The organism is Amycolatopsis thermalba, assembly GCF_023376025.1.
GTDB lineage: Bacteria > Actinomycetota > Actinomycetes > Mycobacteriales > Pseudonocardiaceae > Amycolatopsis_E > Amycolatopsis_E thermalba.
Genome location: NZ_CP091196.1, coordinates 6,482,533 through 6,509,345 on the forward strand (window position 1 = coordinate 6,482,533; position 26,813 = coordinate 6,509,345).

Sequence of the window (26,813 nt, forward strand, 5' to 3'; positions counted from 1 at the left end):
ACAAGCTCACTCCGCGTTAGGAGTTCCGCCGTCATGGCCCAGCTCTCCCCCCTGCTCAAGCAGGCCACTCCGGTCGTCGTCGAGCACGGCGAAGGCGCTTACCTCTACGACACCGACGGCAACCGCCACCTCGACTTCACCGCCGGGATCGGCGTGACCAGCACCGGCCACTGCCACCCGAAGGTGGTCAAGGCGGCGCAGGAGCAGGTCGGCAAGCTGATCCACGGCCAGTACACGACCGTGATGCACCAGCCGCTGCTCAAGCTGGTCGAGCGGCTCGGCGACGTGCTGCCCACCGGCCTGGACTCGCTGTTCTTCGCCAACTCGGGCAGCGAGGCCGTCGAGGCGGCGCTGCGCCTGTCCCGGCAGGCCACGAAGCGGCCGAACGTCATCGTCTTCCAGGGCGGGTTCCACGGCCGCACGGTCGCCGCCGCCTCCATGACCACCTCCGGCACCCGGTTCAGCGCGGGCATCTCCCCGCTGATGGGCGGCGTGCACGTCGCCCCCTTCCCCTACGCCTACCACTACGGCTGGGACGAGCAGACCGCGACGAAGTTCGCGCTGCGCGAACTGGACTACCTCTTCCAGACGATCAGCGCCCCGAACGAGACCGCCGCGTTCTTCGTCGAGCCGATGCTCGGCGAAGGCGGGTACGTGCCGGCGAACCCGGAGTTCATGGCCGGGCTGCGCGAGCGCGCGGACCAGCACGGGATCCTGCTGGTGATCGACGAGATCCAGACCGGTTTCGGGCGCACCGGCCGGTTCTGGGGCCACGACCACTTCGGCGTGCGGCCGGACGTGGTGCTGATCGCGAAGGGCCTGGCGAGCGGTTTCCCGCTGTCCGGCATCGCGGCTTCGCAGGAGCTGATGTCCAAGGCGTTCCCCGGTTCGCAGGGCGGCACCTACGGCGGCAACGCGGTGTCCTGCGCGGCCGCGCTGGCCACCCTCGACGTGATCGAGGAGGAGAACCTGGTCGAGAACGCGGCGGCGCGCGGCAAGCAGCTGCTGGAGGGCGCGCGGCTGATCGGCGACAAGACGCCGGAGATCGGCGAGGTGCGCGGGCTCGGCCTGCTCGTCGGGTCGGAGTTCACCAAGGCCGACGGCACCCCGGACACCGCGACCGCGGCGGCGGCGCAGCAGGAGGCGGCGCGGCGCGGGCTGCTGCTGCTCACCTGCGGCGCGTACTCCAACGTCGTGCGGATGATCCCGCCGCTCGTGGTCACCGCCGAGCAGATCGACGACGCGCTCGCGATCTGGGCCGAGACCGTCGCGGCCGTCACCGGTTCCAAGTAGGGAGAAGGCACGTTGGCCCGCTACATCACCATTTCGCTCGACAAGCGCGGCGTGTCCTGCCGTGCCGTGCTGCTGGACGCGGAGGCGCCGCGGACCTGCCAGGCGGTGTGGGACGCGTTGCCGCAAAGCGGTTCGGCCTACCACGCGAAGTACGCCCGCAACGAGGTCTACACGCTGGTTCCGCCGTTCGCCGACCCGAAGCCGGGCCGGGAGAACCCGACGGTGACACCCATTCCCGGCGATGTCGTCTATTTCGGATTCGAGGCGTGGGAAATCGGAAATCCCGCCTACGGGTACGAGGACAGCAGCGAGGCGCACAGCGATCGGGGCGCAACCGATCTGGCCATCTTCTACGGCCGGAACAACCTGCTCATCAACGGGGACGCCGGCTGGGTTCCGGGCAACGTGTTCGCCACGATCGTGGAGGGGCTGCCGGAAATGGCGGCGGCCGCCCAGGACCTCTGGCTGCGCGGCGTCGAGGGCGAAACCCTCTCCTTCGCCCGCGCGGAGTGACCCTCGACCTGCGGTCGTTAGGGGCAGAACCCTGGTCCCCCGTCACTCGTTAGCGTGATCATAGGGGGATCACCTTACGTGGCAATGTCTTCACCCGTTCGGGCGGGCATCACCCGGGTGTGGCGAATCAAGATCGTCATCACCCCAGGTGGGCCCGCCCGGCGGGGCTACGAGGGCGTCCTGACACCCCCGGTCGCGAACCCGAAAGTGTTACGTGTTTAGGCTGGGCGGATTTTCCACCCCGCTATTCGCGAGGCACCACGCTTTCCGGAGCGGTTTGACACCTCCCGGCGGAACTGAAAATCTTCCCCTGCTTTCGAAAGCAACCAGGGAAAAAGAAGATTTGATTCCGCAAAGGAGCCCCTCTCCAATGTTCGCTGCGCACTTCCACCACGGCCACGACATCGTTTCCAACATCCTGGCCGGTCTCGCGCACGTCCTCGGCTGGCTGGTCTGACCCGCTCGACTGAGAACGCGGGGCCGGTACGTTGGCGCGGACCGGCCCCGCACCCTTTCCGGCACCGGTAAGCGGTTCTCCTCAGCAATGCACGTCTGCTCGTTGTTCGGCGAAACCCACCTACCGGCGAGGACCTCACCGGTAGGCGGCTCGCGTGACCTCGATCCTCCGCCAAACATGAATCGCCTTCACTTCCTGCCCTCCGCCCTCCCGTACTAGGCTTCCGTCAACGGCAGGCGCAGGAAAGGACGGGGTACGTCATGGGCGACGTCACCGCGCGGATCGCCGAGATCGTCGGCGAGCGCAACCTCCTCACCGGGGACTCCATCCCGGACGACTACGCGAAGGACGAGTCTCTGACGGTCGCCGCCGCGAAACCGGCCTACGTCGTCAAACCCGGCACCGCCGAGGAGGTCGCCGCGCTGCTGGCCCTCGCCGCCGAGAACGACCTCCCGGTCACCGCGCGCGGCTCGGGCAGCGGGTTGTCCGGCGCGGCCCGGCCGCGGGAGGACGGCCTGCTCGTGTCGTTCGAGCGGATGAACGCGGTCCTGGAGATCGACACCGCGAACCAGGTCGCCGTCGTCCAGCCGGGCGTCACGCTCAGCGAGCTGGACGAGGCGACCCAGGACGCCGGCCTCGCCTACACGGTCTACCCGGGCGAACTGAGCGCGAGCGTCGGCGGCAACGTGGGCACCAACGCCGGCGGCATGCGCGCGGTCAAGTACGGCGTCGCGCGGCACAACATCGTGGGCCTGCAGGCGGTCCTGCCGACCGGCGAGATCATCCGCACCGGCGGCAAGACGTCCAAGATCTCCAGCGGTTACGACCTGACCCAGCTGATCATCGGCTCGGAGGGCACGCTCGCGCTGGTCACCGAGGTGATCGTCAAGCTCCACCCGCGCCTGGCGCACGCCGCGACACTGCTCGCCCCGTTCGGCGACCTCGACCAGGTGATGCGGGCGGTCCCGGAGATCATCGCCAGCGGCCTGACGCCGAACATCCTGGAATACATCGACAACCTCACGATGGCGGCGATCACCTACAACGAGAAGCTGGAGCTGGGCGTCCCGGAGGAGGTCCGCAACGCCACGCAGGCGTATCTGGTGGTGGGGCTGGAGAACCGCGACGGCGACCGGCTGGACGGCGACGTCGAGCGTGCCGGCGAGCTGCTCGGCGAGCTGGGCGCGTCCGAGGTGTACGTGCTCAACGGCGGTTCGGCCCGCAAGCTCATCGAGGCGCGGGAAAAGGCGTTCTGGACGGCGAAGGCCGCCGGCGCGGACGACGTGATCGACGTCGTGGTGCCGCGGTCGGAGATGCCCGGCTTCCTGGCGAAGGTCCGGGAACTGGCCGCGGCGGCCGAGGCCGGCGCGATCGGCTGCGGGCACGCCGGGGACGGCAACGTCCACTTGGGAATCTTCTGCAAGGACCCGGAGAAGCGGCACCGGCTGCTGCACGACATCTTCGCCGCGGGGATCGCGGCGGGCGGCGCCATCTCCGGCGAGCACGGCATCGGGCAGGCGAAGAAGGACCACTTCCTCGCGCTCGAGGACCCGGCCAAGATCGCGTTGCTGCGCCGGATCAAGCAGGCCTTCGACCCGAAGGGCATCCTGAACCCGGATGTCCTGTTCGACTGAGGAGTGAGATGAACGGCGCGCAGTCCCTGATCCGCACGCTCGTCGACGCGGGTGTCGACGTGTGCTTCGCCAACCCGGGCACGTCGGAGATGCACTTCGTCGCGGCGCTCGATTCGGTGCCCGAGATGCACGGTGTGCTGGCCCTGTTCGAGGGTGTGGTGACCGGCGCGGCCGACGGTTACGCGCGGATCGCGGACAAGCCGGCCGCGACGCTCCTGCACCTGGGGCCGGGGCTGGGCAACGGCCTGGCGAACCTGCACAACGCCCGCCGCGGGCACGTGCCGGTGGTGAACGTGATCGGTGACCACGCGACCTACCACAAGAAGTACGACGCGCCGCTGGAGTCGGACATCGAGGCGATCGCCGGTTCGCTCAACGGCTGGGTGCGCCGGTCGGCGAACAGCGCGGAGGTCGGCGCGGACGCCGCGTTCGCCGTCGCCGCCGCGCAGGAGGCGCCGGGCAAGGTGGCGACGCTGATCCTGCCCGCGGACGTGTCCTGGGGTGACGGTGGTGTCGCGGTGCAGCCGGTGCCGCCGCGCACACCGCAGACCGTCGCCGAAACCACGGTGAAGGCCGTGGCGGAGGTGTTGCGCACCGGCGAGCCGGTCGCGTTGCTGGTGGGCGGCCCCGCCTGCCGCGAAGCCGGCCTGCGGGCGGTCAGCCGGATCGCGACCGCCACCGGCGCGAAGCCGTTCGTGGAAACCTTCCCGGCCCGGTTGGAGCGCGGCGCCGGACTGCCCACGATCGAGCGGCTGGCGTACCTGGCCGAGCAGGTGCAGTGGCAGCTGGAGGGCATCAAGCACGTCATCGTGGCGGGGACCAAGGCGCCGGTGTCGTTCTTCGCCTACCCCGGCAAGCCCAGTGATCTGGTGCCGGACGGCGCCCAGGTGCACACGTTGGCGGAGCTGGACCAGGACGTGGTCGCCGCACTGGAAGCCCTGGCCGACGAGGTCGCGCCCGAGGTGGACCCGGTGCTGCAGGAGCCGGCTCGCCCCGCGCTGCCGAGCGGCCCGCTCACGGTGCAGAACTGGGTCGAGGTGATCGGCGCCCTGCTCCCCGAAGGCGCGATCATTTCGGATGAGGCCAACACGTCGGGCCTGCTGCTCCCCGGCGCCACCGCGGGCGCCCCCCGCCACGACGTGCTCACCCTGACCGGCGGCGCGATCGGCCAGGGACTCCCGGTGGCGGTGGGTGCCGCGGTCGCCGCCCCGGACCGCCCGGTGATCGCACTGCAGGCGGACGGCAGCGCGCTGTACACCATTTCGGCGCTGTGGACGATGGCGCGGGAAAACCTGAACGTGACGACGGTGATCCTGAACAACCACGCCTATGCCATCCTGCGTATGGAACTACAGCGGGTGGGAGCCGAGGCATCCGGCCCGAAGGCGAAGGACCTGCTGGACCTGGCCCGCCCCGACATCGACTTCGTGAAGATCGCCGAAGGCATGGGCGTCCCAGCAACAAGGGCGACGACGGCGGAGGAACTGGCCGACCAGTTCCGCAACGCACTCAACAAGCCAGGACCGCACCTCATCGACGCGGCGGTGCCACCCCTGCTTTGACGGCAAAGCCGGAGCTTTGAACACAGTGAAGCTGGGTGGTCATCCCGTCGCCTGACACGCAACGATCACCTTGAGCCAGGGCCGCAACCCGGGCTCTCTCCGGCGGCCGACGGTGCCAACCTTGCGGCCCTGGCTCAAGGTGATACGCACAAACCGGAAGGCGACGGGATGACCACCCGGCGACCACCTGCCCGAGGTGAGACGACAACGGTCCCCCGTCATCCCGGAGCCTGCCCGTCCGGCGAGGACATCTTTTGATCTTTAGAGGTAACGTTGGGCAGGCGAAGAGTCCGCCCTTCGGGCGGTTAAAGCGCCTCACGGCGCCGAACGGTCACCTTCCGACCACCCCCGCCCCCGATGCCTGATTGTGTTTCAGTCGCCGAGCAGGCGTGTCAAGGCGGGAAAGAGTACCTTGACACGCCTGATCGGCGACCAAAGCAGGCTGTGGATCGGGGGCGGGGGAGGTCTGGTTGGGGTAGTCGGTGCTGCTGCGTTGCCGGGCGCCGGTTGTGCAGGGCTGCCGCGCGGCCCTGGGGGTGGTCGGTGCTGCTGCGTTGCCGGGCGCCGGTTGGGTTCAAAGAAAAAAGCGCCCTCCCCTGTTGGGAAGGGCGCCTTTCCTTCTCAGTCCTACTCGAACTTTTCGCCTGCTTCGGCCTTCTTCACCAGCGACTCCGGCGGCTGGAAGTGCTCACCGTACTTCTCCGCCAGCTCCTTCGCCCGCGCCACGAAACCGGGCAGGCCACCCTCGTACTGGTTGATGTACTGGATGACACCACCGGTCCACGCCGGGAACCCGATGCCGAAGATCGAGCCGATGTTGGCGTCCTGCACCGACAGCAGCACGCCCTCGTCGAAGCAGCGGACCGTTTCCAGTGCCTCGGCGAACAGCATGCGCTCCTGCAGGTCCTTGAACGGCACGTTGGCGCCGCCGGACTTGAACGCTTCCCGCAGGCCCGGCCACAAGCCGATGCGCTTGCCGTTCTCGTCGTAGGAGTAGAAGCCCGCACCGCTGGAGCGGCCCTTGCGGTCGAACTCGTCGATCATCCGGTCGATGACCGCCTCGGAGGCGTGTCCCTGCCAGGTGCCGCCCGACGCCTCGATCGCCGCCTTCGTTTCCTCGCGGATCTTCCGCGGCAGGGTCAGCGTCAGCTCGTCCATCAGCTGCAGCGGCGGCGCCGGGTAGCCGGCCTGCGAACCGGCCTGCTCGATCGACGCGGGCTCCACACCCTCGCCCAATGCCGCGACCGCCTCGTTGATGAACGTGCCGATCACCCGGCTGGTGAAGAAGCCGCGGCTGTCGTTGACCACGATCGGTGTCTTCTTGATCTGCAGGGTGTAGTCGAAGACCTTCGCCAGGGTGGCGTCCGACGTCTTCTCGCCGCGGATGATCTCCACCAGCGGCATCTTGTCCACCGGCGAGAAGAAGTGGATGCCGATGAAGTCCTCCTGCCGCTGCACGCCCTGCGCGAGGCCGGTGATGGGCAGCGTGGAGGTGTTCGAGCCGAGCACGGCGTCCGGGTTGACGATGTTCTCGATCTCGCCGAAGACCTTGTGCTTGAGCTCCTGGCTCTCGAACACGGCCTCGATCACGAAGTCCACCCCGGCGAAGTCCGCCGGGTCGGCCGTCGGCTTGATGCGCGCCAGCAGCGCGTCCGACTTCTCCTTGGTGGTCTTGCCCCGCGACAGCGCCTTCTCTTCGAGCTTGACCGCGTAGCCCTTGCCCTTCTCGGCCGCCTCCAGCGAGACGTCCTTGAGCACGACCTCGATCCCGGCCTTCGCCGACACGTACGCGATCGCGGCCCCCATCATGCCCGCGCCGAGCACGCCGACCTTCCGCGCCTGGTACTTCTCGTACCCGTCGGGGCGGGAGCCGCCGGAGTTGATGTGCTGCAGGTCGAAGAAGAACGCCTTGGTCATGTTCTTCGCGACCTGACCGGTGACCAGGCTGACGAAGTAGCGGGTCTCGATCTGCGTCGCGGTCTCGACGTCGACCTGCGCACCCTCGACCGCCGCGGCCAGGATGGCACGCGGGGCGGGCATCGGCGCGCCCTTGAGCTGCTTGCGCAGGTTGGCCGGGAACGCGGGCAGGTTCGCCGCGAACTTCGGGTTCGACGGGGAGCCGCCGGGAATCTTGTAGCCCTTGACGTCCCACGGCTGCTGCGCCTCGGGATTGGCCTTGATCCACTCCTTGGCCTTGGGCAGCAGCTCGTCCACACTGGACACGACCTCGTGCACGAGGCCGAGCTCCAGCGCCTTGGCCGGCTTGTGCCGCTGGCCCTGCACCAGCACGTTCAGCACGGCGCTCTGGATGCCGAGCAGCCGCACGGTGCGCACGATGCCGCCACCGCCGGGCAGCAGGCCCAGGGTCACCTCGGGCAGGCCGACGACCGTGCCCGGCACGTCCGCGACGATCCGGTGGTGCGTGGCGAGCGCGATCTCCAGGCCACCGCCGAGCGCGGCGCCGTTGATGGCGGCCACGACCGGCTTGCCGAGGGTCTCCAGCTTGCGCAGCTGGGCCTTCATGGCGTTGGTGCTCGCGGTGATCTCGGCCGCGTGCTCCGGCGTGGCCTGGATCAGGTCACGCAGGTCACCGCCCGCGAAGAACGTCTTCTTCGCCGACGTGATCACGACCCCGGTGATCGAGTCCTTTTCGGACTCCAGCCGCTCGACCGTGTTCTTGAAGGACTCGCGGAAGTCGGCGTTCATCGTGTTGGCCGACTGGTTGGGGTCGTCCAGGGTGAGCACGACGACGCCGTCGGAATCCTGGTCCCAGCGAATAGTGTTGGTCATGATCACACCCGCTCGATGATCGTCGAGATACCCATTCCGCCGCCGATGCACAGCGACAGCAGCGCGCGACGCGCCTGGCGCCGCTCCAGCTCGTCGACCATCGTGCCCAGGATCATGGCACCGGTCGCGCCGAGCGGGTGGCCCATCGCGATCGCCCCGCCGTTGACGTTGACCTTCTCGTCCGGCAGCTTCAGGTCCTTCATCCACTTGAGCACGACCGACGCGAACGCCTCGTTCAGCTCGAACAGGTCGATGTCGTCGGTGGTCATCCCGGCGAGGTCGAGGACCTTCCTGGTGGCCGGCGTCGGCCCGGTCAGCATGATCGTCGGGTCGGACCCGGTGATGGTGGCCGCCACGATGCGGGCCCGCGGGGTCAGGCCCAGGTCCTTGCCGACCTGCTCGTTGCCGATCAGCACCAGCGCGGCGCCGTCGACGATGCCGGAGGAGTTGCCGCCGGTGTGGACGTGGTTGATCTTCTCGACCGAGTGGTACTTCTGCAGCGCCACCGCGTCGAAGCCACCGAACTCGCCGATCGTCTCGAACGCCGGCTTGAGCTTGGCCAGGCTCTCCAGCGTGGTGCCGGGGCGGCGGTGCTCGTCGTGGTCGAGGATCGTGACACCGTTGATGTCCTTGACCGGCACGACCGACTTCGCGAAGTAGCCGCCGGACCAGGCCGCCTCGGCCTTCTCCTGCGAGCGCACCGCGAAGGCGTCGACGTCCTCGCGGCTGAAGCCCTCGATGGTGGCGATCAGGTCCGCGCCGATGCCCTGCGGCACGAAGTACGTGTCGTAGTTCGTGGCCGGGTCGGTGAACATCGGGCCGCCGTCGGAGCCCATCGGCACGCGCGACATCGACTCGACGCCACCGGCGATGATCAGGTTCTCCCAGCCGGAGCGCACCCGGGCGGCGGCCTGGTTGACGGCCTCCAGACCCGAGGAGCAGAAGCGGTTGAGCTGGACACCGGCGACGGTGTCGGGCAGGCCGGCGGCCATCGCCGCGGCGCGCGCGATGTCGGCGCCCTGGTCACCGACCGGCGAGACGACGCCGAGGATGATGTCGTTGATCGCGGCCGGGTCCAGGCCCGGGTGCCGGGCCTGGAGTTCGTGAATCAGTCCGGTCACGAGGTCGATCGGCTTGACCCCGTGCAGGGACCCGCCCTTGTTCTTGCCACGAGGCGTCCGGATCGCCTCGTAGATGTATGCCTCGTTGCTCACACCGACGGTCCTTCCTGCTTACTGCATCCGTCTGGGTCTGACGCTAATTGCCACTAACATACTCCGGCTGATTCCCCTGGTGTCAACCGTTTGCAGGGGGTCTCACTCCGGCTAGAGTGGGATCACCATGTCGAGTACGTCCCGTCGCCCCGACCGCAAGGCCCAGCTGGCCGGCCTGGCCGCCGAGCTGTTCCGCGCCCGCGGCTACCACGGGGTGGGCATCAACGACATCGCCGCGGCGGCCGGCATCACCGGTCCCGCCGTGTACCGGCACTTCGCGGACAAGCAGGCGATCCTGGCGTACGTGCTGCTCGACGGCGTGCGGGAGATGGAGGACGCGACCGCGGCCGCGTTGTCGACCCTGCGCCGGCCGGACGGCGCGCAGGTGGAGCGGCTGCTGCGGGGCATCGCGGAGTCGTCGGTGGAGCGGCGGGACGTGGCGGCGCTGTGGCGGTGGGAGGGGCGGCACCTGTCGCCGGAGGACCAGCGCGAGATCGGCCGCCGGTCGGCGGCGTTGCTCACGTCGTGGGCCAAGGAGCTCATGAACCTGCGCCCCGACCTGGGGCCTGCGGACGCGGAACTGCTGTGCTGGGCGGCGATGAGCGTGTTCGGCAGTGTTTCGGTCCACCGGACGTCGGTGGCGCGGAAGCGGTTCGCCGAGCTGCTGGCTTCGCTGGCCCGCCGGGTGCTGCACGTGCGGCTGCCGGACGATGTCGCCGAGCCGGCGCCCGCACCGGCCGGGGTCGGGGTGGTTTCGCGGCGGGAGCAGATCCTGTCGGCGGCGGCGGAGTTGTTCCAGCGGCGCGGCTTCCACGCGGTGAGCATGGAGGACATCGGCGCGGCGGCCGGTATCGCGGGCCCCAGCGTGTACCGGCACTTTTCGAGCAAGGCGGCGCTGCTGGGGGCGATCGCGCGCCGGGCGGCGGACCGGTTGCTGCTGGACGCGGAACGGGTGCGGCTGAGCAGCGCGGACGAGACGGAGGCGCTGCGCGGGCTGATCGATTCGTACGTGCGGGTGCTGACCGGTTCGGCGGAGCTGGCGGTGTCGTTCTCGGCCGACGCGGTCAACTACGCCGAGGAAGAGGGCGCCGAGCTGCTGCGCATCCAGCGGGACTACGTGGCGCAGTGGGTCAGCCTGCTGGGCGCCGCGCAGCCGTCGCTGAACCCCCGCGAAGCGAAGATCACGGTGCACGCGGCCCTGACGATTGCGAACGACCTGTCGCGCACCCGGAGAGTCAATTCGAGACCGGGACTGGCCGCCGAGCTGCGGGTCCTGATGGCGGCGGTACTGGACCTGGGCTAGCCGGCCTCACGGATCGGGCAGGAACTGACGCACCAGGGCGTCGGCGGCCCAGTCCGTCCACTCCCGCGCGCTCCAGCCCCGCTGGTGCACGAGCAGGTGGTAGACCTCGGGCGAGAGGGTCGCCAGCGCGATGTCGGCCGCCCGCTCCGCGTCGATCCCGCCCCGGAGCTCGGTCTTCGCCACCAGCCGCTCGGCGAACGCGGTCATCACGGTCCGCCGCTGATCCAGGTTGACCTGCCACATCTCGGCGATCTCCGGGTCCACCGCGGCGGCGGACCGGACGACCTCGAGGATGTCCGCGACGCGCGCGAAGATCGTGCCCGCGCCGGCCACCATGAGCCGCAGCTGCTCGGCGGGCGGCGCGGCCATCGCCTCGGCCACCCACGGCCGGTCCAGCGTCGGCACCGGCTCGGTGTCGCCCGCCACGTGGACGTCCAGCAGCTCGCCGAGGATCGCCCGCTTCGTGGCGAACGTGAAGTACAGGGTCTGCACCGCGACGCCGGCCTCCTTCGCGATGGCCTGCATGCTCGTCGCCGCGTAGCCCTGCCGCACGAACAGCGCCTTCGCCGCGTCGAGCATCCGCGCCCGCGTCCGCGCGGCCTTCGCCGCCCGCACCCCGGTCTTCCCCGGTACCCGCTCCGCCACCACGCCTCCTCCTTGACTAGAGCAACACTCTAGCGGAACACTCACTAGAGCAATGCTCTAGTGAAATTGGAGGAGGCACTCGTGGACGGAAGACGCGGGGCCCTGCTGCTCATCACCGTGGTCGAGCTGGTGGTCCTGCTCGACGCGACGGTCGTCAACATCGCGCTGCCCGCCATCGGGGCGAGCCTCGGGCTGGGCGAGGCCGCGCTGAGCTGGGTGACCAACGCGTACCTGCTGGCCTTCGGCGGCTGCATGCTGCTCGGCGGACGGGCGGCCGACCTGCTGGGACCCCGGCGCGTGTTCCGCGCCGGTCTGGCGCTGTTCACCGTGGCGTCGGCCGCGGCCGGTCTCGCGCCGACGGCCACGGTGCTGATCGCGGCCCGCGTCGCGCAGGGCGTCGCGGCGGCCGTCGTCGTGCCGGCGCAGCTGGCCCTGCTCACGGCGACGTTCACCGCGCCGGACGCGCGACGGCGGGCGTTCGGGGTGTGGAGCGCGATGGGCGCCTCGGGCGCGGCGATCGGCACCGCCCTCGGCGGCGTGCTCACCCAGGCCCTGGGCTGGCCGTCGATCTTCCTGATCAACGTGCCGGTCGGCGTCGTGGCGCTGGGGCTCGTCGCGCGGTTGCTGCCGGCGGATCCGGTGGTCACCGGGCCCCGCCGGCTGGACATCCGCGGAGCGGTGACCGGCACGGCGGCGCTGGTGCTGCTCGGCTACGGCCTGCCCGCGCTGCACGGCGACCCGGCCACGGCAGTCGTCACCCTGGTCGCCGGGGCCGTGCTGCTGGTCGTGTTCCTGGTCGTCGAAGCCCGCGCGGCCGAACCGGTGATGCCACTGCGGCTCTACCGGATCCGCGAGGTCAGCGTCACCGCGGTGATCAACGCGCTGGTGGGTGCGGCCCACGTGCCCGCGTTCGCGTTGCTGGCCCTCTACTTGCAGAACACGCAGCAGTACACGCCCGTGCAGTCCGGGCTGGCCGTCCTGCCGGTCGCGGTGGTGGGCATCGTCGCGGCGCGAACGGCGCTGCCTGGCGTGCTCGCCCGGATCGGCGGCCCGGGCGCCCTGGCGCTCGGGCTCGCGCTCCAGACCGTCGCACTGGCCTGGTACGCGCTGCTCCCGCCCGCGGCGGACTACCTGACCGACATCCTGCTCCCGTCGCTGATCTTCGGCGCCGGCCTGCCCACCGCGTTCGCGGGCGCGACGGTGCCCGCCGTCACCGCCGTCGGCCAGTCCGACGCCGGGATCGCGGGCGGGATCGTCGGCACCGCCCAGCGGGCCGGCTCCGGGCTGGGCGTCGCCGTCGTCCTGGTGCTCGCCGAAGCCGTCACCACGAGCCGCGGGTACCTGGCCGGTCTGCACGCCGGTTTCCTGACCACCGCCGCCTTCGCCACGGCCGGATCGGCACTCGCCCTCGCCCTGCTCCGCCCCACCCGCACCCCGCAGCCCGCCGGAGAGGCACCATGACCACGTCCACCACCGCCCCCGGCGGCGCACTGTCCACTTTGGCCCGGCGGCTCCTGCGGCACCGGGTTCGCGCACTGGTCCTCGCCGCGTTCTTCGCGGTACTGGCCGGCGTGTTCGGCAGCGGCGCCGCCGGCGAGCTGTCCAGCGGCGGCTACACGGCCCCCTCGTTCGAGTCGGTGCGGGCGGACCGGATGCTCGCCGACCGGTTCCACGCCGGGGCGCCGGACTTCGTGCTCGTGGTCCGCGCCGGCGACGACGTGTCCGCGCACGCGGCCGCGGGCACCCGCCTCACCGAGCGGCTGGCCACCACCCCCGGCGTGCGGTTCGCCCACTCCTACTGGACGACCGGCGATCCCGCCCTGCGGTCGGCGGACGGCCGGAGCGCGCTCGTCGTGGCGAAGCTGAGCGGGGACGACACCGAGATCAGCCACACCGCCCGCGCACTCGCCAAGGACCTGGGCGGACGTCACGACGGCCTGGACGTACTCGCCACGGGCTCGGCCACCGTCAACGAGGAGGCGGACCGGCAGAGCGCCGCCGACCTGACCCGAGCCGAGCTGATCGCCGCGCCGCTGACACTGCTGATCCTGCTGGTGGCGTTCGGCTCGCTCGCCGCGGCCGCGCTGCCGGTGCTGATCGGGGCCGTCACCGTCGCCGGCACCCTCGCCATCCTGCGGCTGCTCACCACCGTCACCCCGGTCTCGATCTTCGGGCTGAACATCGCCACCGCGCTCGGCTTCGGGCTCGCCGTCGACTACAGCCTGTTCCTCGTCACGCGCTACCGGGAGGAACTGGCAGCCGGGCGCGACACCGCGGAGGCGATCGTCACGATGCTGCGAACCGCCGGGCGGACGGTCCTGTTCTCCGCGGTCACGGTCGGCCTGTCCCTGTCCGCGCTGCTGGTGTTCCCGATCTACTTCCTGCGGTCGCTGGCCTTCGCCGGGATCGCGGTGGTCGCGCTCGCCGCGCTCGCGTCCATCCTGGTGCTGCCACCGGTGCTCGCCCTGCTCGGGCACCGGCTGGACCGGTTCGACCCGTTCGCCCGGCTGCGCCGCCACCGGCTCGGCCTGTGGCGACGGCTCGCGGTGCGGGTGATGCGGCGGCCGGTGCTGGTGGGGGCGTCCGCGGCCACGGTGCTCGTCGCGCTGGCCCTGCCGTTCGGCCAGGCCCAGTTCGGCCTGCTCGACGACCGGGTGCTGCCCCGGGACAGCCCGGCGCAGATCGCCGGCGACGCGGTGCGGACGGAGTTCCCCGGCGGCGGGGCCGCTCCGGTCGTCGTGGTGCTGCCGGACGCGGACCCGCCGGCCGTGGCCGCGTACGCCCAGAGCGTGGCCGGCCTGCCCGGAACGGCACGAGTCGACATCGGGGCGTCTTCGGGGCAGGGCGGATGGCTGTCGGTCGCCTCGACCGCCGAACCCAACTCCGCGGCGGCGGAGGAACACGTCCGTGCCGTGCGCGCCCTGCCCGCCCCCGGTCCCGCCCTGGTCGGCGGGGACGCGGCGGTCCTGACCGACACCAAGGACATGCTGGCCGAACGCATCCCGTGGGCCGCGTTGATCATCGTGGTGAGCATGCTCGTGCTGCTGTTCCTGTTCTCCGGCAGCGTGGTGATCCCGTTGAAGCAGCTCGTGCTCACCGTGCTCAGCCTGACGGCGTCGTTCGGCGCCATGGTGTACGTCTTCCAGGACGGCCACCTCAAGTGGCTGGTCGGCGACTTCGTCCACACCGGACAGCTCGAGGTGACGGTGCCGATCCTGATGTTCTGCATCGCCTTCGGCCTGTCCATGGACTACAGCGTGTTCCTGCTGTCCCGCATCCGGGAGGAGTACCTGGCGCACGGCGACAACACGCGCGCGGTGGCGGCGGGCCTGGAGCGCACGGGACGGCTGGTCTCGGCCGCCGCGCTCGTGGTGGCCGTCGTCCTCGCCGCGGTGGCCACCTCCGGGTTGAGCGTGCTCAAGCTGCTGGGAGTCGGGCTCGCACTGGCCGTGCTGGTGGACGCGACCCTCGTGCGCGGGCTGCTGGTGCCGTCGGCGATGCGGCTGCTGGGAGCGGTGAACTGGTGGGCGCCCGCGCGGCTGCGCCGGTGGCACGACCGCTTCGGCCTGCACGATTGACCGGGGCGGTGGCGTTCACCGGCCTCCATGCGCTAACCTACTCGTGAGTAGGTAACGGCGATGGGAGTGCGACGTGGCGGCGCTCAGGGAGAACGGCGGCCGGAAGCGGGACGTGATGGGCTTCGGCCTGGCCGCCCTCTCCCGGCTCGCGGGCAGCAGGACGCTGGAACGCAGCGGGTTGCGCGAGCCGGTGCAGAACCTGGTTTCGGCGGCGACGAGGAACGGTTTCAAGGTCGCCGGCGCGGCCAGCCGGACGTTCTCCTCCTCGCGCAAGCGGGGCGGTGACGCGACCCGCCCGGCCCCGGCCGAGGACAAGGGTCTGTTCGACCTCACGCCGTCCGAAGACCAGCAGATGATCGTCGAGACGGTCGGTGAGTTCGCGGCCGAGCAGCTGCGCCCGGCGGCCGCCGAGGCGGACGAGAAGCTCAGCCCGCCGGACGGTCTGCTCACCAGGGCCGCCGAACTGGGCGTGACGCTCATCGGCATCCCGGAGGAGCTGGGCGGCGCGGGTGCCGAACGCTCGGTCGTCACCAACGCGCTGGTCGCCGAGGCACTCGCCCACGGCGACCTCGGCCTGGCGGTCGCGGTGCTGGCGCCGTCGGCGGTCAGCAACGCGCTCGTCCTGTGGGGCGACGCGCAGCAGCAGGCCGACTACCTGCCGGAGTTCGTCGGCGAGAACGTGCCGGCCGCGGCGCTGGCCCTGCTGGAGTCCAAGCCGCTGTTCGACCCGTTCAAGCCGGCCACCAAGGCCCGCCGCACGCCCGGCGGCTACCAGCTGGACGGCGTGAAGTCCCTGGTCCCGCGCGCGGCGCAGGCCGAACTGTTCGTCGTGTCCGCCGACCTCGAGGGGCGCGGGCCGGCACTGTTCCTCGTCGAGTCGTCGACGGCGGGCGTGTCGATCGAAGCCGAGCCGGCGATGGGCCTGCGCGGCGCGGCGACCGGGAAGCTGCACCTGGAGAAGGTGTCGCTGCCCGCGGGCGCGCTGCTCGGCGGCGGCTCGCCGGAGGTGTTCACCGAGGCGGTGCGGCTGTCCCGCCTGGGCTGGGCCGCGCTGGCCACCGGCACCGCGAAGGCCGTCCTGGACTACGTGATCCCGTATGTGAACGAGCGCACCGCGTTCGGCGAGCCGATCAGCCACCGCCAGGCGGTCGCGTTCTCGGTCGCGGACATCGCGATCGAGCTGGAGGGCATGCGGCTGGTCATGCTGCGCGCCGCGGCGCGGGCCGAGCAGGGCAAGCCGTTCGCCCGCGAGGTCGCGCTGGCCCGCAAGCTGGCCGTGGACAAGGGCATGCGCATCGGCAGCGCCGGTGTGCAGCTGCTGGGCGGGCACGGGTTCGTGAAGGAGCACCCGGTCGAGCGGTGGTACCGCGACCTGCGTGCGATCGGTGTGCTCGAGGGCGTCGTCCTCCTCTGACAAGCCTGGGAAGGTCATCATGATCAATCTGGAAACCCCGAAGAAGGCCCGGGCGCTGATCAATCAGGCGTACCAGGCGGCGTCGGAAGTGCTGCGGCCGATCTCGCGGAAGTACGACCGCGCCGAGCACGAGTACCCGGTCGAGCTGGACATGTTCGCCGCGGTGCTGGACGGGCTGAACTCCTCCGGCGAGGGCGGCGCGGGCGCGGCGGGCGTGCGGCGCGACGAAAAGGAGAAGGCGACCGGGAACCGCAACGGCGGCAACCTGGCGACGGTGCTCGGCGCGATCGAAATGTGCTGGGGCGACGTCGGTCTGCTGCTGTCGATGCCGCGGCAGGGGCTGGGCAACGCGGCGATCGCGTCGGTGGCGAACGACGAGCAGCTGAAGCGGTTCGCGAAGACGTGGGCCGCGATGGCGATCACCGAGCCGGGCACGGGTTCGGACTCGGCGAACATCACCACGACCGCCACCGAAGACGGCGACAGCTACGTGCTGAACGGCGAGAAGATCTTCGTGACCGCGGGTGACCGCGCGGACGCCGTGGTCGTCTGGGCCACTTTGGACAAGTCGCTCGGGCGCGCGGCGATCAAGTCGTTCGTGGTGGAGAAGGGCACGCCGGGCTTCGAGGTCGTGCGGCTGGAGCACAAGCTCGGGATCCGCGCGTCGGACACGGCGGTGCTGCGGTTCGACAACTGCCGCGTGCCGAAGGAGAACCTGCTCGGCTCGCCGGAGATCAACACGTCCAAGGGGTTCGCGGGGGTCATGCAGACCTTCGACAACACGCGCCCCCTGGTCGCGGCGATGGCGGTCGGCCTGGCGCGGGCGGCGCTGGAGGAGACGGCGAAGATCCTCGCCGAGGCGGGTGTCGTGGTGGACTACGACCGCCCCGCGCACCACCAGCACGCCGCGGCGGCCACGTACCTGGAACTGGAAGCCGACTACGAGGCGGCGTACCTGCTGACGCTGGAGTCGGCGTGGATGGCCGACAACCGCAAGCCGAACTCGCTGCAGGCCTCCATGGCGAAGGCGAAGGCCGGCCGTTCGGTCGTGGAGATCACGCTGAAGTGCGTCGAGCTGATCGGCACGCTCGGCTACACGGAGGACATGCTGCTCGAGAAGTGGGCCCGGGATTCGAAGATCCTGGACATCTTCGAGGGCACGCAGCAGATCCAGCAGCTGATCGTGGCGCGCCGGCTGCTGGGGAAGACGAGCGCGGAGCTGAAGTAGGTTGTGAGACAAGGGAAACCGCCCGTCCGGAAAGCCGGACGGGCGGTTTTCAAGATCGCTCGTGACGGCAGAAGCACGTGGGTTACCGTGCCCGGATGATGACGGCTCGGGTGTTCGCCGCTGGTGGGGGCATTGGGGTTCTCGGCGGGATGGTCGGCCTCGGGGGCGCCGAGTTCCGCCTGCCGCTGCTGATCGCGGTCTTCGGGTTCGCCGCGCTGCACGCGGTGATCCTCAACAAGGCGATGAGCCTGGTGGTCGTCGTCACCGCACTGCCCGTCCGGCTGTTCGCCGTGCCGTTCGCGGAGGCCGGCGCGCGCTGGGACGTCCTCGTCACCCTGTTGCCGGGCAGTGTGGCCGGCGCGTGGCTCGGCGCGACGTGGGCCACCCGGATGCGGGCGGCGCTGCTGTACCGCGTGCTGGCGATCCTGCTGGTGGTGATCGCCGGCGTGCTCCTCGCCACCCACTTCGGCTCGCTCGAACCGTTCGCGCTGCTGCCGGCGGCCCGGACCGTCGCCGGGGTCGCGGCGGGGGTGGCCATCGGGGTGGTCGCCGCGCTCATGGGCGTGGCCGGCGGGGAGCTGCTGATCCCGACGATCGTGTTGCTGTTCGGAGCGGACATCAAGCTCGCGGGCAGCCTCTCGCTGGCGGTCTCCCTGCCGACGATGCTGGTCGCCTTCGTGCGCTACAGCAGGGACCGGAGTTTCGCCGTACTGCGCGAGAACGGCCGTTTCGTCGCGGTGATGGCCGCCGGTTCGATCGCGGGCACGGTGCTCGGCGGACTGCTGCTCGGCGCGGTGCCGGACGGCGTGCTGATCCCGCTGCTGGCCGCGCTGTTGCTCCTGTCGGCGGCCAAGGTGTGGCGGCACTGACTCCGCTGTAACGCGGCCCTCCCGGATACGACTCTCCCTACTACCCCGGAGGGAGGCACTTAGATGACTGGTTACCTGGTCGAGCCGGCCTCGGTGGAGGGTTTGCGCGCCCGCTTCGACGGGCGGGTCGTCACCCCCGCAGACCACGACTTCGACAACGTCCGCGGCGTCTTCAACGCCATGATCACCGCCCGCCCGCAGGTCATCGCGCAGTGCGCGACCGTGCGGGACATCAAGTCGGCCTTGGAATTCGCCCGGGACCGCCACCTCCCGGTCGCCGTGCGGGGTGGCGGGCACAGCGTCGCCGGGGCGTGTCTGGTCGACGGCGGCCTCGTCATCGACTTGCGGCGCCTCAACGCCGTCACCGTCGACCCCGGCGCGAAAACCGCGACGGCCGACGGTGGCGCCACCTGGGGCGACTTCGACCGGGCCTGCCAGCCGCACGGCCTGGCGACCACCGGCGGCCGCGTCTCGACCACCGGCGTCGCCGGCCTGACGCTCGGCGGCGGGTCCGGCTGGCTCGAGCGCAAGTTCGGCCTCGCCTGCGACAACCTGCTCTCCGTCGACCTCGTCACCGCCGCCGGACGCGAGGTCACCGCCAGCGAGCACGAAAACGCGGACCTCTTCTGGGCCCTGCACGGCGGCGGCGGCAACTTCGGCATCGCCACCCGGCTCACCTTCCGCCTGCACGAGCTCCCCGAGTTCTCGATCGCCCTGATGCTGTGGCCCGCCGACCAGGGACGCGCGGTCGCCGGCGTCTACCGCGACCTGATGCACGCCGCGCCGGACGAGATCGGCGGCGGCCTGCTCTTCCTCACCGGCCCGCCCGAGGAGTTCGTGCCCGGCCACCTCGTCGGCAAGCTCTGCTGCGGCGTGCTGGTGACCTGCATCGGCCCGGAAACCCGGCTGCGCGAGCTCATCGGACCGCTCCTGGCCACCGCACCGCAGGGCCGCGTCATCACCGACATCCCCTACGCCGACCTGCAGTGCATGCTCGACGACCCGCCCGGCTTCCGGAACTACTGGTCCGACGAGAACCTGCGCGAACTCCCCGACGAAGCCCTGGACCGGTTCTGCGAACGCGCCGAGGACATGGTGGTGCCGTCACCGTCGCAGCACGCGCTGCTGCCCTGGGGCGGCGCGGTCGCCTCCGGCCAGGAGTGGCCGGGGTTCGACCGCGACACCAAGTGGGCCGTGCACCCGCTGGGCCTGTGGGCCGAACCGGCCGACGACGACCGCGCCATCGCCTGGGCCCGCAACCTGCGCGCCGACATGCGGCCGTGGGCGTGCGGCGACGTCTACCTCAACTTCATCGGCGACGAGGGCGCCGACCGCGTCGTCGCCGGCTACGGGCCGGAGAACTACCAGCGCCTGCAACGGATCAAGGCCGAGTACGACCCGGACAACGTCTTCAACCGCTGGCACAACATCAAACCCGCCTAGCTTCGACGAGCGCGGTGAGCGCCCCGGCGAACTGCGCGGGCCGCTCCACGGACCCGAGGTGGCCGCCGGGGAACTCGGTCAGCGGCAGTCCGAGCCCGGTGGCGAGCGCCGCGGCGGCCCGGTAGGGCAGCTGCCCCCGCGAGTCGATTCCGGCCGCGGGCACCAGCCGCCGGCCCACCGCGCCGAGCGCGGCCAGGTCGACCTCCGTGCTGGTGAACGGAACCAGGACGTGCTCCAGGAACAGCGGCTGGAGTTCGCGGAGATGGGCGAACAACTCCAGCAGCTCCGGCGTGGGCGGTTCCGGGCTGGTCCCGGCGTAGCCGTCGAGCCAGTCACCGGGGTGGCGCAGCTCCGGCGAGTCTCCGCCGGGCGCCGGCGTGGTCATCGCTTCGGTCATGAGCCGGCCCGCTTCGTCCATCTCCCCGGCACGCGCGGCCGTCCGGACCGCTTCGAGCGCGTCGCGGTGGCGTGCGGCGTCGGGCAGCAGGCGGAGCACCGGGGGCTCGTGGACGATCGCGAGGCGGAGGCGGTCGGGATGGCGGGTCAGCAGTTCGAGGGTGGTGATCGCGCCGGCGCTGAAGGCGAACACGACCGGCGGCTCGTCGAAGAGCGCCTCGATGAGACCGAGGACGTCCTCGGCGTAGTCCTTCGGGTGCTGGTCGCCGTCCGGGCGCGCGGAGACCAGGCGGCTGGACATCGCGACGACGCGGTAGTGGGCGGCCAGGTGCGCGGTGAGCGCGTCGAGGACGCCGGCGTGGCCGGAGCCGCCGGGCAGGAGCAGCAGCGGTGGGCCGTCGCCGCGCTCGTAGTAGTCGATGGGGGTGCCGTCGAGCGTGATGCGCATGGGTTTCTCCTGTCGGATCACTGGATCTTCGTCCAGTTGTCGAGGGTGTGGTGGAGCATGTCGACCGCGCGCCGCCACGAGACGTCGACGCCGTGGTCGGCGGTGAAGCCGCCGGTGGCCTCCAGGTCGCTGAAGCCGTGCAGGGTGCTGCGCAGGAACCGGACCGCGTCGGTGGCGTCCGGTTCGGACAGGTCGTAGCCGCGCAGCAGCGCGTAGCAGACCTCGATGATGCGGGCCACGCCCGGCGTCGCGGCGGCCCGCTCGGGCGACACGGGGTACCGGGTCGCCGCGTAGCGGCCGGGGTGCCCCGTCGCCAGAGCCCGGTAGGTGTCGGCGAAGGCGGTCAGCGCTTCCCGGCGGGAGCGTCCCGCCACGGCCACGCCGAGTGCGTCCGCCCATTCGGTGAGCGCCCGCAGCGCCACGCGTTCCCGCAGGTCGGCCAGGCTCCGGATGTGGGTGTAGAGGCTGGCGTCGCGAACGCCGAAGCGCTTCGCGAGCGCCGCCAGCGTGACGTTCTCGAAGCCGATCTCGTCGGCCAGGTCGGCGGCGGCGGACACCAGGGCGTCCGGGGTGATCCTCCCACGTGGCATTTTTCCTAACCTTCCTAGGATGAATCCTAATATACACAGGAGACGGTCGGCTTGACAGGCAAGTATCCACTTGCCTATCGTTTCGGCTGTGGGTGACGTCTTCAAAGCCCTGGCCGATCCCACGCGCCGGACGATCCTCGACGAACTGACCAGCCGCGACGGGCAGACGCTGTTCGAGCTGTGCGCGCGGCTGGTGTCGATCCACGGGTTGAGTTCGTCCCGGCAGGCGGTGTCGCAGCACCTCGACGTGCTCGAGTCCGCCGGTCTGGTCGAGACCCGGCGCGAGGGCCGGTACAAGTTCCACTACATCAACACCGAACCGCTCGAACCGATCGTCGAGCGGTGGCTCAGGAAGCGGGGACAGACGTGAGGATCAACCTGGCGAGCGTGCTCGTCGACGACCAGGAGAAGGCGCTGCGGTTCTACACCGACGTGCTGGGTTTCGTGACGAAGCACGACATCCCGATGGGCGCGGACCGGTGGCTGACCGTGGTGTCGCCGGAGGACCCGGAGGGCACCGAGCTGCTGCTGGAACCGAGCGGCCACCCGGCGGTGAAGCCGTTCAAGGACGCGCTCGTCGCCGACGGCATCCCGTGGACGATGTTCGCGGTCGAGGACGTGCAGGCCGAGTACGAGCGCATGCGCGGCCTGGGCGTGCGGTTCACGCAGGAGCCGACCGACATGGGCACGGTGATCACCGCGGTGTTCGACGACACGTGCGGCAACCTGATCCAGATCGGGCAGATGAAGTCCTAGCGGGCCGCCGCGCAGCCGCGTGTGAAACCTACGCGGCTCGCACCGCCGGCCGGATACGCGGCCGTGAGGCTTGACGGTCGGCCGGCGAGTGGGCAGTTTCTCGCGAGGACGGCGCCCGCGCGGCCGGGGGCGCTGCCGCGGAGCGCGTCCCTCAGAGGTGGCGGTCGGGCCGACGGGCGGGAGTTCTGGAGGAGGCGATCCCACGGCGAGGAGCCACCGGAGTACGGCCCGCCAGGCAAAGCGCGCCCACAGAGGGCGACGGCAGGGCTGGCAAGCCGGCGGTTCCACGACAGCGCCAACGGGTAGGGAGCGCAGCCGCGCGGAGCGCGGCCGCGAGGCATGGCGGTCAACCGGCGAGTGGGCAGTTTCTCGCGAGGACGGCGCCCGCGCGGCCGGGGGCGCTGCTGCGGAGCACGGCCGTCAGAGGTGGCGGTCGGGCCGACGGGCGGGAGTTCCGGAGGAGCGATCGCACGGCGAGGAGCCACCGGAGTACGGCCCGCCTGGGCCGGCGAGGGGGCGGTTCCTCGCGAGGGCGGCGCCGACGTGGCCCTGCCGAGCGGAGCGCCTCGGTCAGGGGCAGCGTCGCGCCGCTGTCCGCACCACCACGTGAGCCACCTCTCGACGAAGTCCTAACCGGACAGTTGCGCGTCCAGGAAGTCGTCGATGTGGCGCCACGTCGTGGCCCGGGCGCGGCGGCCGGTCAGCACGCCGAGGTGCCCGCCCGGCGCCGTCTCGAACCGCACCTCCGGTGCGTTCTCCAGCAACGGCACCAGCCGCTCCACGGCGCGCCTCGGGGCGATCGTGTCGGCCTGCCCGGCGATCACCAGCGTCGGCACCTTCACCCCGGCCAGCGAGATGATCCGCCCGTTCAGGTCCAGCCCGCCCTCGACGAGGTCGTTGGCGCGGAAGAACCGGTGGTACATCTGCCCGAACGTGCGCCCGGGATAGGCGATCATGTTGTCCATGAAGTGGTCGACCGCCTCGATCTGGGCCAGGTAGTCCCGGTCGCCGAGGTTCTGCAGGATCGCCAGCGGCTTCGTCAGCTGCTTGTTGATGCCCGTCGCCCAGAACACCCGCTCGACCACATAGGACGGTGCGCCGCCGAGCATCCGGTACAGCGGGGTGAGCAGGTAGCCGCCGGTGAGGTCCACCAGCGGCCGGAACGGCGCGACCAGCGGGATGGCGGTGAAGTCGACCGGCGAAGCCACCGTGGTGATCGACCGCACCGGCAGGTCGGGCCGGTCCGCCGTGGTCAGCAGGGAGAACAGCCCGCCCAGGCACCACGCGACCAGGTGCACGCCGCGCCCGCCGGAGTCCTCGCTGACCTTGCGGATGGCACGCGGCAGCACCTCGTCGATCCAGTGCTCGATGCCCAGCCGCCGGTCGGAGAACGCGACCGTGCCGTAGTCCACGAGGTAGGTGCGGCGGCCCCGCTCGACGAGGTGCTCGGCGACGCTGCAGCCGCGCCGCAGGTCGAAGCACAGCGCCGGGGCGGCCAGCGGCGGCACGAGCAGCACCGGATCACCCTCCGGCGACGGCGTCATCCGGTACAGCGACCGGTTCGGGCCCTGGTCGACCAGCACGCGCGGCACCGGCCGCAGATCGGCGAGACCGCCGCGCAGGACGCCGAGCGCGTTGGCCGCCATCGCGGTCACTGCGGGTACCACCATCTACCTCGAAACTCCGTTCACGCCGCGGATCCTTCTCCCGGACCGACGGTACTTCACGGTCGCCGCACCCTCGCCTCGTACTCCGCCCGCGCGCCCGCGTGCGCCTGCGTGAAGACCTTGTCGGCGCCGATCGCGCGCATGAACCACTCCGCGACCGCGCGCGGCAGCAGCCGGCTCACCCGGCCGGTGACGTCCAGCGACTTCGGCACGAACACGTCGAACCGCGGCTTGTGCAGCGTCGTCACGATCGCCTTGGCGACGTCCTCCGGCCGCAGCGACGGGAAGAGCTTCGTCTCCGGCAACCCGTCGGCGAGGTGGGTGCGCACGACCGCGGGCATCACGCACGAAATGTCCACCCCGGACCCACGCAGCTCCTGCCGCACCGCCTCGGACAGCCCGACGACGGCGTGCTTGGTGGCGCAGTAGGTCGCCGCGCCCGGGAAGCCGGCCTTGCCCGCCATGGAGGCGACGTTGACGATGTGGCCGCGACCGCGCGGCCGCATGCGGCGGATCGCCTCGCGGGTGCCGTGGATGACCGCGTGCAGGTTGACGTCGAGCTGCTTCGCGGTCGCCACGTCGTCCTCGTCGGCCAGGGGCGACAGCAGCATGACGCCGGCATTGTTGATCAGCACGTCGATCGGCCCGAGACGGCGTTCGACCTCGTCCAGGAACTCGGTGAAGCCGCGGTGGTCGGTGACGTCCAGTGGCAGGGCGATCGTGTCGCCGCCCAGCTCACCGGCGGTCTTCTCGGCGAGGACCGGGTCGAGGTCGCCGATCGCGACCTTCGCGCCCAGCCGCACCAGGGCGGCGGCCGTGGTGGCGCCGATCCCCTGCGCGCCTCCGGTGATCACGATGACCTTGCCGTGCAACGTTGCCATGGCGGACATACTGCCCGGTAACTGACATTCGCACCAGAGGTGTCACACTCGCTGTTCGAAGATCTGCACCCACACGTCGTCGCGCACGCGCACCCGCTCCGTCGGGGTGAACCCCTGGCTCTCGTAGTAGCGGACGAGCTTGCCGTCACCGCCGGCCCAGCAGTCCACGCGCAGCAGGCCGATGCCGCGGGCACGGGCGTCCTGGCGGGCGAACTCCAGCAGCCGGGCGCCCACGCCGCGGTGCTCGCGGGAGGCCAGCAGCAGCGTCACGTACACCTCGGGCTCGTCGACCGGCGGCGTGTACGGCAGCGGGTGGTCGAGGATCAGGGCGCCGACCGGGGCACCGTCCGAAGTGGCCAGGAACGGGCGGCCCTCGCGCAACATGGTGCGGACCCGCTCGACCTTCGCCGGGTCCGCCGACCAGGGTTCGGTGCCCCACTGGTCAGCACTGCCCCGGGCGACGAGCCACGCGACGGCCGCGTCGAACAGCCCCAGGACGGCGGCCAGATCGTCCGGACCGGACTCGCGGATCTCCATCACGGCACCGTCCGGACGCACGGGCGGCTCGCTACGGCTGTTCAGTTCGACCACTTCCCACCTCGGTATAGTTATAACGGTCACGCGGCCAGCGCCAGGTGGTCGCCTTGGGTGCCGACCTCCCCCGCCCCCGATTCCGGATTGTGTTTCGGTCGCCGAGCAGGCGTGTCAAGGCGGGAAAGAGTACCTTGACACGCCTGGTCGGCGACCAAAGATCGGCTGTGGATCGGGGGCGGGGGAGGTCTGGGGCGTAGTCGGCCCGCTTCCGTGGCCGGGTTGCGGTTCAGCAGTGGTGGCTCGCCAGTTCCAGCCGCAGGCTGAAGATCTTCTGCGACGGGTCCGTGTTGAACAGGTACACCGCGTCCGGGTTGCCCGGCACCGGTGCCGTGATGAGGTAGTTGGCCGTCGTGGCGTTGGGGTACGCCGCCATCACCTCGGCGTCCGTCGAGCCGACTCCGACTCCCTCCGGGGTGGTCACCCCGGGCTTCGCCGAGATGCGGGCCACCCCGTAGGTGGGCGATATGTCGACCGGGGAGCCGCCGCCCTTCAGCCAGTACCGGTGGCACGGGCTGCCCGAGTAGCCCTCCGTCATGTCGAACTCGTCCGACGCCACCGCGTCCGCCTCGCTCATCCCCAGCGCCAGGCGGCCCCAGCCACTGGGGCCGATCGTCGGGTCGGTGGAGCCCGGGCGCTGCGCCGGGCCCGCCGGCACGCTCGAACTCCGGGGCGTGCTGCGAGAGGCGCTGTGCGAACCCGGCACGCTCGGCACGCTCGTCACCCCCGTCGACGACGATTGCGGCGGCGCGCTGGAACTGGTCGGCGGCAGCGGCGCGCCGGACTCCGGACCGGGCGTCGACGCGATGGTGGTCACCGGCAGGTTCGTCGCGGGCAGTGTGTCCGTCCGGCCCCCGCCGATGCCGGACAGCGTGATGCCCACCGCGATGAGCGCGACCATCGTCAGCGCGCCGCCGGTCGCCACCGCCGCGTTGCGCCGGTACCGCCGCCGCCGGGCGCCGGCCACCACCAGCAGCTCCGCGCCGGGCCGGACGGGCACGTCGAGGCGCTCGTCGGAGAACAGCCGGCTCAGTTCGTCCTCGAGGTTCACCACTCGTCACCCGCCCCCACCAGGGTCCCCAACTTTCCCCGCAGGCTGGCCAGCGCCTTGCTGGCCTGGCTCTTCACCGTCCCGGGGCTGATCCGCATCGCGGCCGCGATCTCGGCTTCGGACAACCCCTCGTAGTACCGGAGCACGACGACGGTCCGCTGCCGCGGCGGCAAGGCCGCGAGCGCCTGCCACAACGGCTCGTTCTCGAGCCGGTCGGGCGGGGTGCAGGGGGGCGGTTCCGGGATGTCGGCCACCAGGCTCTCCCGCCGCCTGCTGCGCCACCGGCTGACGTGCGTGTTCGCCATGGCGCGCTTCACGTAGGGCAGCGGGCTCTCCGCACCGCGCAACGTCCCCCAGCGGACGCCGATCTTCTCCAGGACGATCTGCACCAGGTCGGCGGCGTCGTGGGGGTTGCCGGTGAGCAGGTGCCCGTAGCGGAGCAGCCCGGGCAACGCCACCCGCACGAACTCCGCGAAATCCTCGTCCACCG

At 71.1% G+C, this 26,813-nt stretch carries 23 protein-coding genes; 13 read left to right on the forward strand and 10 right to left on the reverse strand.

The window, feature by feature from the left end; translation table 11 throughout:
* Positions 1–33: 33 nt before the first annotated feature.
* The 4 genes from L1857_RS31470 to L1857_RS31485 all read left to right on the forward strand — a co-directional run bounded on the left by L1857_RS31470 (position 34) and on the right by L1857_RS31485 (position 5,459).
* Positions 34–1,293 carry an aspartate aminotransferase family protein gene (locus L1857_RS31470; protein WP_094008631.1) on the forward strand — a complete coding sequence of 420 codons (1,260 nt, stop codon included), beginning with the start codon at positions 34–36 and terminating at the stop codon, positions 1,291–1,293.
* 12 nt (positions 1,294–1,305) lie between these two features.
* Positions 1,306–1,806: a DUF3830 family protein gene (locus L1857_RS31475; protein WP_094008630.1), complete on the forward strand. Its 501-nt coding sequence runs from the start codon at positions 1,306–1,308 to the stop codon at positions 1,804–1,806.
* A 717-nt stretch (positions 1,807–2,523) separates the two neighbouring features.
* Positions 2,524–3,897, forward strand: a complete 1,374-nt coding sequence (locus L1857_RS31480; protein ID WP_116110712.1) for an FAD-binding oxidoreductase — start codon at positions 2,524–2,526, stop codon at positions 3,895–3,897.
* 8 nt (positions 3,898–3,905) lie between these two features.
* Positions 3,906–5,459, forward strand: coding sequence for an acetolactate synthase large subunit (locus L1857_RS31485; protein WP_116110713.1), 1,554 nt, complete (start codon positions 3,906–3,908; stop codon positions 5,457–5,459).
* 627 nt (positions 5,460–6,086) lie between these two features.
* Here the strand turns inward: L1857_RS31485 and L1857_RS31490 are convergent.
* Together L1857_RS31490 and L1857_RS31495 are read right to left on the reverse strand one after the other, a co-directional pair.
* Positions 6,087–8,249, reverse strand: coding sequence for a 3-hydroxyacyl-CoA dehydrogenase NAD-binding domain-containing protein (locus tag L1857_RS31490; protein ID WP_162831051.1), 2,163 nt, complete (start codon positions 8,247–8,249; stop codon positions 6,087–6,089).
* Between the two features lie 2 nt (positions 8,250–8,251).
* A complete protein-coding gene (locus tag L1857_RS31495) occupies positions 8,252–9,463 on the reverse strand; it encodes an acetyl-CoA C-acetyltransferase (protein ID WP_116110715.1) in 1,212 nt (403 codons plus the stop codon).
* A 127-nt stretch (positions 9,464–9,590) separates the two neighbouring features.
* On the opposite strand from L1857_RS31495, the gene L1857_RS31500 reads away from it, so the two are divergent.
* Positions 9,591–10,766 (forward strand): TetR/AcrR family transcriptional regulator, encoded by a 1,176-nt coding sequence (locus tag L1857_RS31500; RefSeq protein ID WP_094008620.1) that lies wholly within the window; start codon positions 9,591–9,593, stop codon positions 10,764–10,766.
* 6 nt (positions 10,767–10,772) lie between these two features.
* Here the strand turns inward: L1857_RS31500 and L1857_RS31505 are convergent, their stop codons facing one another.
* On the reverse strand, positions 10,773–11,411 hold the full coding sequence (locus L1857_RS31505; RefSeq protein ID WP_233157516.1) for a TetR/AcrR family transcriptional regulator: 639 nt from the start codon (positions 11,409–11,411) through the stop codon (positions 10,773–10,775).
* A gap of 81 nt (positions 11,412–11,492) precedes the next feature.
* Here L1857_RS31505 and L1857_RS31510 point away from each other — a divergent pair, with 81 nt between their 5' ends.
* The 6 genes from L1857_RS31510 (at position 11,493) to L1857_RS31535 (ending at position 19,943) form a co-directional block, all read left to right on the forward strand.
* A complete protein-coding gene (locus tag L1857_RS31510; RefSeq protein ID WP_116110716.1) occupies positions 11,493–12,872 on the forward strand; it encodes an MFS transporter in 1,380 nt (459 codons plus the stop codon).
* Complete coding sequence (locus L1857_RS31515; RefSeq protein WP_249467134.1) at positions 12,869–14,989, forward strand: MMPL family transporter; 2,121 nt, start codon at positions 12,869–12,871, stop codon at positions 14,987–14,989. The genes L1857_RS31510 and L1857_RS31515 overlap by 4 nt, the downstream gene beginning before the upstream one ends.
* A 115-nt stretch (positions 14,990–15,104) precedes the next feature.
* Positions 15,105–16,403 (forward strand): acyl-CoA dehydrogenase family protein, encoded by a 1,299-nt coding sequence (locus L1857_RS31520; protein ID WP_116110741.1) that lies wholly within the window; start codon positions 15,105–15,107, stop codon positions 16,401–16,403.
* Positions 16,404–16,422: 19 nt separating this feature from the next.
* The gene (locus L1857_RS31525) at positions 16,423–17,631 is read left to right on the forward strand and encodes an acyl-CoA dehydrogenase family protein (protein ID WP_094008617.1); all 1,209 of its coding nucleotides are present in this window, start codon (positions 16,423–16,425) and stop codon (positions 17,629–17,631) included.
* 95 nt (positions 17,632–17,726) lie between these two features.
* Positions 17,727–18,500 carry a sulfite exporter TauE/SafE family protein gene (locus tag L1857_RS31530; protein ID WP_116110718.1) on the forward strand — a complete coding sequence of 258 codons (774 nt, stop codon included), beginning with the start codon at positions 17,727–17,729 and terminating at the stop codon, positions 18,498–18,500.
* A 63-nt stretch (positions 18,501–18,563) separates the two neighbouring features.
* Complete coding sequence (locus L1857_RS31535) at positions 18,564–19,943, forward strand: FAD-binding oxidoreductase (protein WP_116110719.1); 1,380 nt, start codon at positions 18,564–18,566, stop codon at positions 19,941–19,943.
* Here the strand turns inward: L1857_RS31535 and L1857_RS31540 are convergent.
* Entirely contained in the window at positions 19,930–20,787 is an 858-nt protein-coding gene (locus L1857_RS31540) for an alpha/beta fold hydrolase (RefSeq protein ID WP_116110720.1), read from the reverse strand. The genes L1857_RS31535 and L1857_RS31540 overlap by 14 nt on opposite strands.
* A gap of 17 nt (positions 20,788–20,804) precedes the next feature.
* Positions 20,805–21,377: a TetR/AcrR family transcriptional regulator gene (locus L1857_RS31545; RefSeq protein WP_116110721.1), complete on the reverse strand. Its 573-nt coding sequence runs from the start codon at positions 21,375–21,377 to the stop codon at positions 20,805–20,807.
* Positions 21,378–21,465: 88 nt separating this feature from the next.
* Here L1857_RS31545 and L1857_RS31550 point away from each other — a divergent pair, with 88 nt between their 5' ends.
* Positions 21,466–21,747 (forward strand): ArsR/SmtB family transcription factor, encoded by a 282-nt coding sequence (locus tag L1857_RS31550; protein ID WP_116110722.1) that lies wholly within the window; start codon positions 21,466–21,468, stop codon positions 21,745–21,747.
* Positions 21,744–22,133, forward strand: coding sequence for a VOC family protein (locus tag L1857_RS31555; protein ID WP_094008612.1), 390 nt, complete (start codon positions 21,744–21,746; stop codon positions 22,131–22,133). The genes L1857_RS31550 and L1857_RS31555 overlap by 4 nt, the downstream gene beginning before the upstream one ends.
* A 629-nt stretch (positions 22,134–22,762) precedes the next feature.
* Here L1857_RS31555 and L1857_RS31560 read toward each other — a convergent pair.
* The 5 genes from L1857_RS31560 to L1857_RS31580 all read right to left on the reverse strand — a co-directional run bounded on the left by L1857_RS31560 (position 22,763) and on the right by L1857_RS31580 (position 26,811).
* Positions 22,763–23,803, reverse strand: coding sequence for an alpha/beta fold hydrolase (locus L1857_RS31560; RefSeq protein ID WP_094008611.1), 1,041 nt, complete (start codon positions 23,801–23,803; stop codon positions 22,763–22,765).
* A gap of 53 nt (positions 23,804–23,856) precedes the next feature.
* The gene (locus L1857_RS31565; protein WP_116110724.1) at positions 23,857–24,690 is read right to left on the reverse strand and encodes an SDR family oxidoreductase; all 834 of its coding nucleotides are present in this window, start codon (positions 24,688–24,690) and stop codon (positions 23,857–23,859) included.
* 33 nt (positions 24,691–24,723) lie between these two features.
* On the reverse strand, positions 24,724–25,218 hold the full coding sequence (locus L1857_RS31570) for a GNAT family N-acetyltransferase (protein WP_116110742.1): 495 nt from the start codon (positions 25,216–25,218) through the stop codon (positions 24,724–24,726).
* A 283-nt stretch (positions 25,219–25,501) separates the two neighbouring features.
* Positions 25,502–26,323, reverse strand: a complete 822-nt coding sequence (locus tag L1857_RS31575) for a hypothetical protein (protein ID WP_240323195.1) — start codon at positions 26,321–26,323, stop codon at positions 25,502–25,504.
* Complete coding sequence (locus L1857_RS31580) at positions 26,320–26,811, reverse strand: SigE family RNA polymerase sigma factor (RefSeq protein WP_094008608.1); 492 nt, start codon at positions 26,809–26,811, stop codon at positions 26,320–26,322. The genes L1857_RS31575 and L1857_RS31580 overlap by 4 nt, the downstream gene beginning before the upstream one ends.
* Positions 26,812–26,813 lie beyond the last annotated feature (2 nt).

What these genes read in the sequence shown, in the direction of transcription:
- L1857_RS31480 (WP_116110712.1), top strand. Translation starts at nt 2,524, where the DNA reads ATGGGCGACGTCACCGCGCGGATCGCCGAGATCGTCGGCGAGCGCAAC.
- L1857_RS31515 (WP_249467134.1), top strand. Translation starts at nt 12,869, where the DNA reads ATGACCACGTCCACCACCGCCCCCGGCGGCGCACTGTCCACTTTGGCC.
- L1857_RS31565 (WP_116110724.1), bottom strand. Translation starts at nt 24,690, where the DNA reads ATGTCCGCCATGGCAACGTTGCACGGCAAGGTCATCGTGATCACCGGA.
- L1857_RS31525 (WP_094008617.1), top strand. Translation starts at nt 16,423, where the DNA reads ATGATCAATCTGGAAACCCCGAAGAAGGCCCGGGCGCTGATCAATCAG.
- L1857_RS31530 (WP_116110718.1), top strand. Translation starts at nt 17,727, where the DNA reads ATGATGACGGCTCGGGTGTTCGCCGCTGGTGGGGGCATTGGGGTTCTC.
- L1857_RS31500 (WP_094008620.1), top strand. Translation starts at nt 9,591, where the DNA reads ATGTCGAGTACGTCCCGTCGCCCCGACCGCAAGGCCCAGCTGGCCGGC.
- L1857_RS31560 (WP_094008611.1), bottom strand. Translation starts at nt 23,803, where the DNA reads ATGGTGGTACCCGCAGTGACCGCGATGGCGGCCAACGCGCTCGGCGTC.
- L1857_RS31545 (WP_116110721.1), bottom strand. Translation starts at nt 21,377, where the DNA reads ATGCCACGTGGGAGGATCACCCCGGACGCCCTGGTGTCCGCCGCCGCC.
- L1857_RS31570 (WP_116110742.1), bottom strand. Translation starts at nt 25,218, where the DNA reads ATGGAGATCCGCGAGTCCGGTCCGGACGATCTGGCCGCCGTCCTGGGG.
- L1857_RS31540 (WP_116110720.1), bottom strand. Translation starts at nt 20,787, where the DNA reads ATGCGCATCACGCTCGACGGCACCCCCATCGACTACTACGAGCGCGGC.
- L1857_RS31490 (WP_162831051.1), bottom strand. Translation starts at nt 8,249, where the DNA reads ATGACCAACACTATTCGCTGGGACCAGGATTCCGACGGCGTCGTCGTG.
- L1857_RS31485 (WP_116110713.1), top strand. Translation starts at nt 3,906, where the DNA reads ATGAACGGCGCGCAGTCCCTGATCCGCACGCTCGTCGACGCGGGTGTC.
- L1857_RS31470 (WP_094008631.1), top strand. Translation starts at nt 34, where the DNA reads ATGGCCCAGCTCTCCCCCCTGCTCAAGCAGGCCACTCCGGTCGTCGTC.
- L1857_RS31535 (WP_116110719.1), top strand. Translation starts at nt 18,564, where the DNA reads ATGACTGGTTACCTGGTCGAGCCGGCCTCGGTGGAGGGTTTGCGCGCC.
- L1857_RS31520 (WP_116110741.1), top strand. Translation starts at nt 15,105, where the DNA reads ATGGGCTTCGGCCTGGCCGCCCTCTCCCGGCTCGCGGGCAGCAGGACG.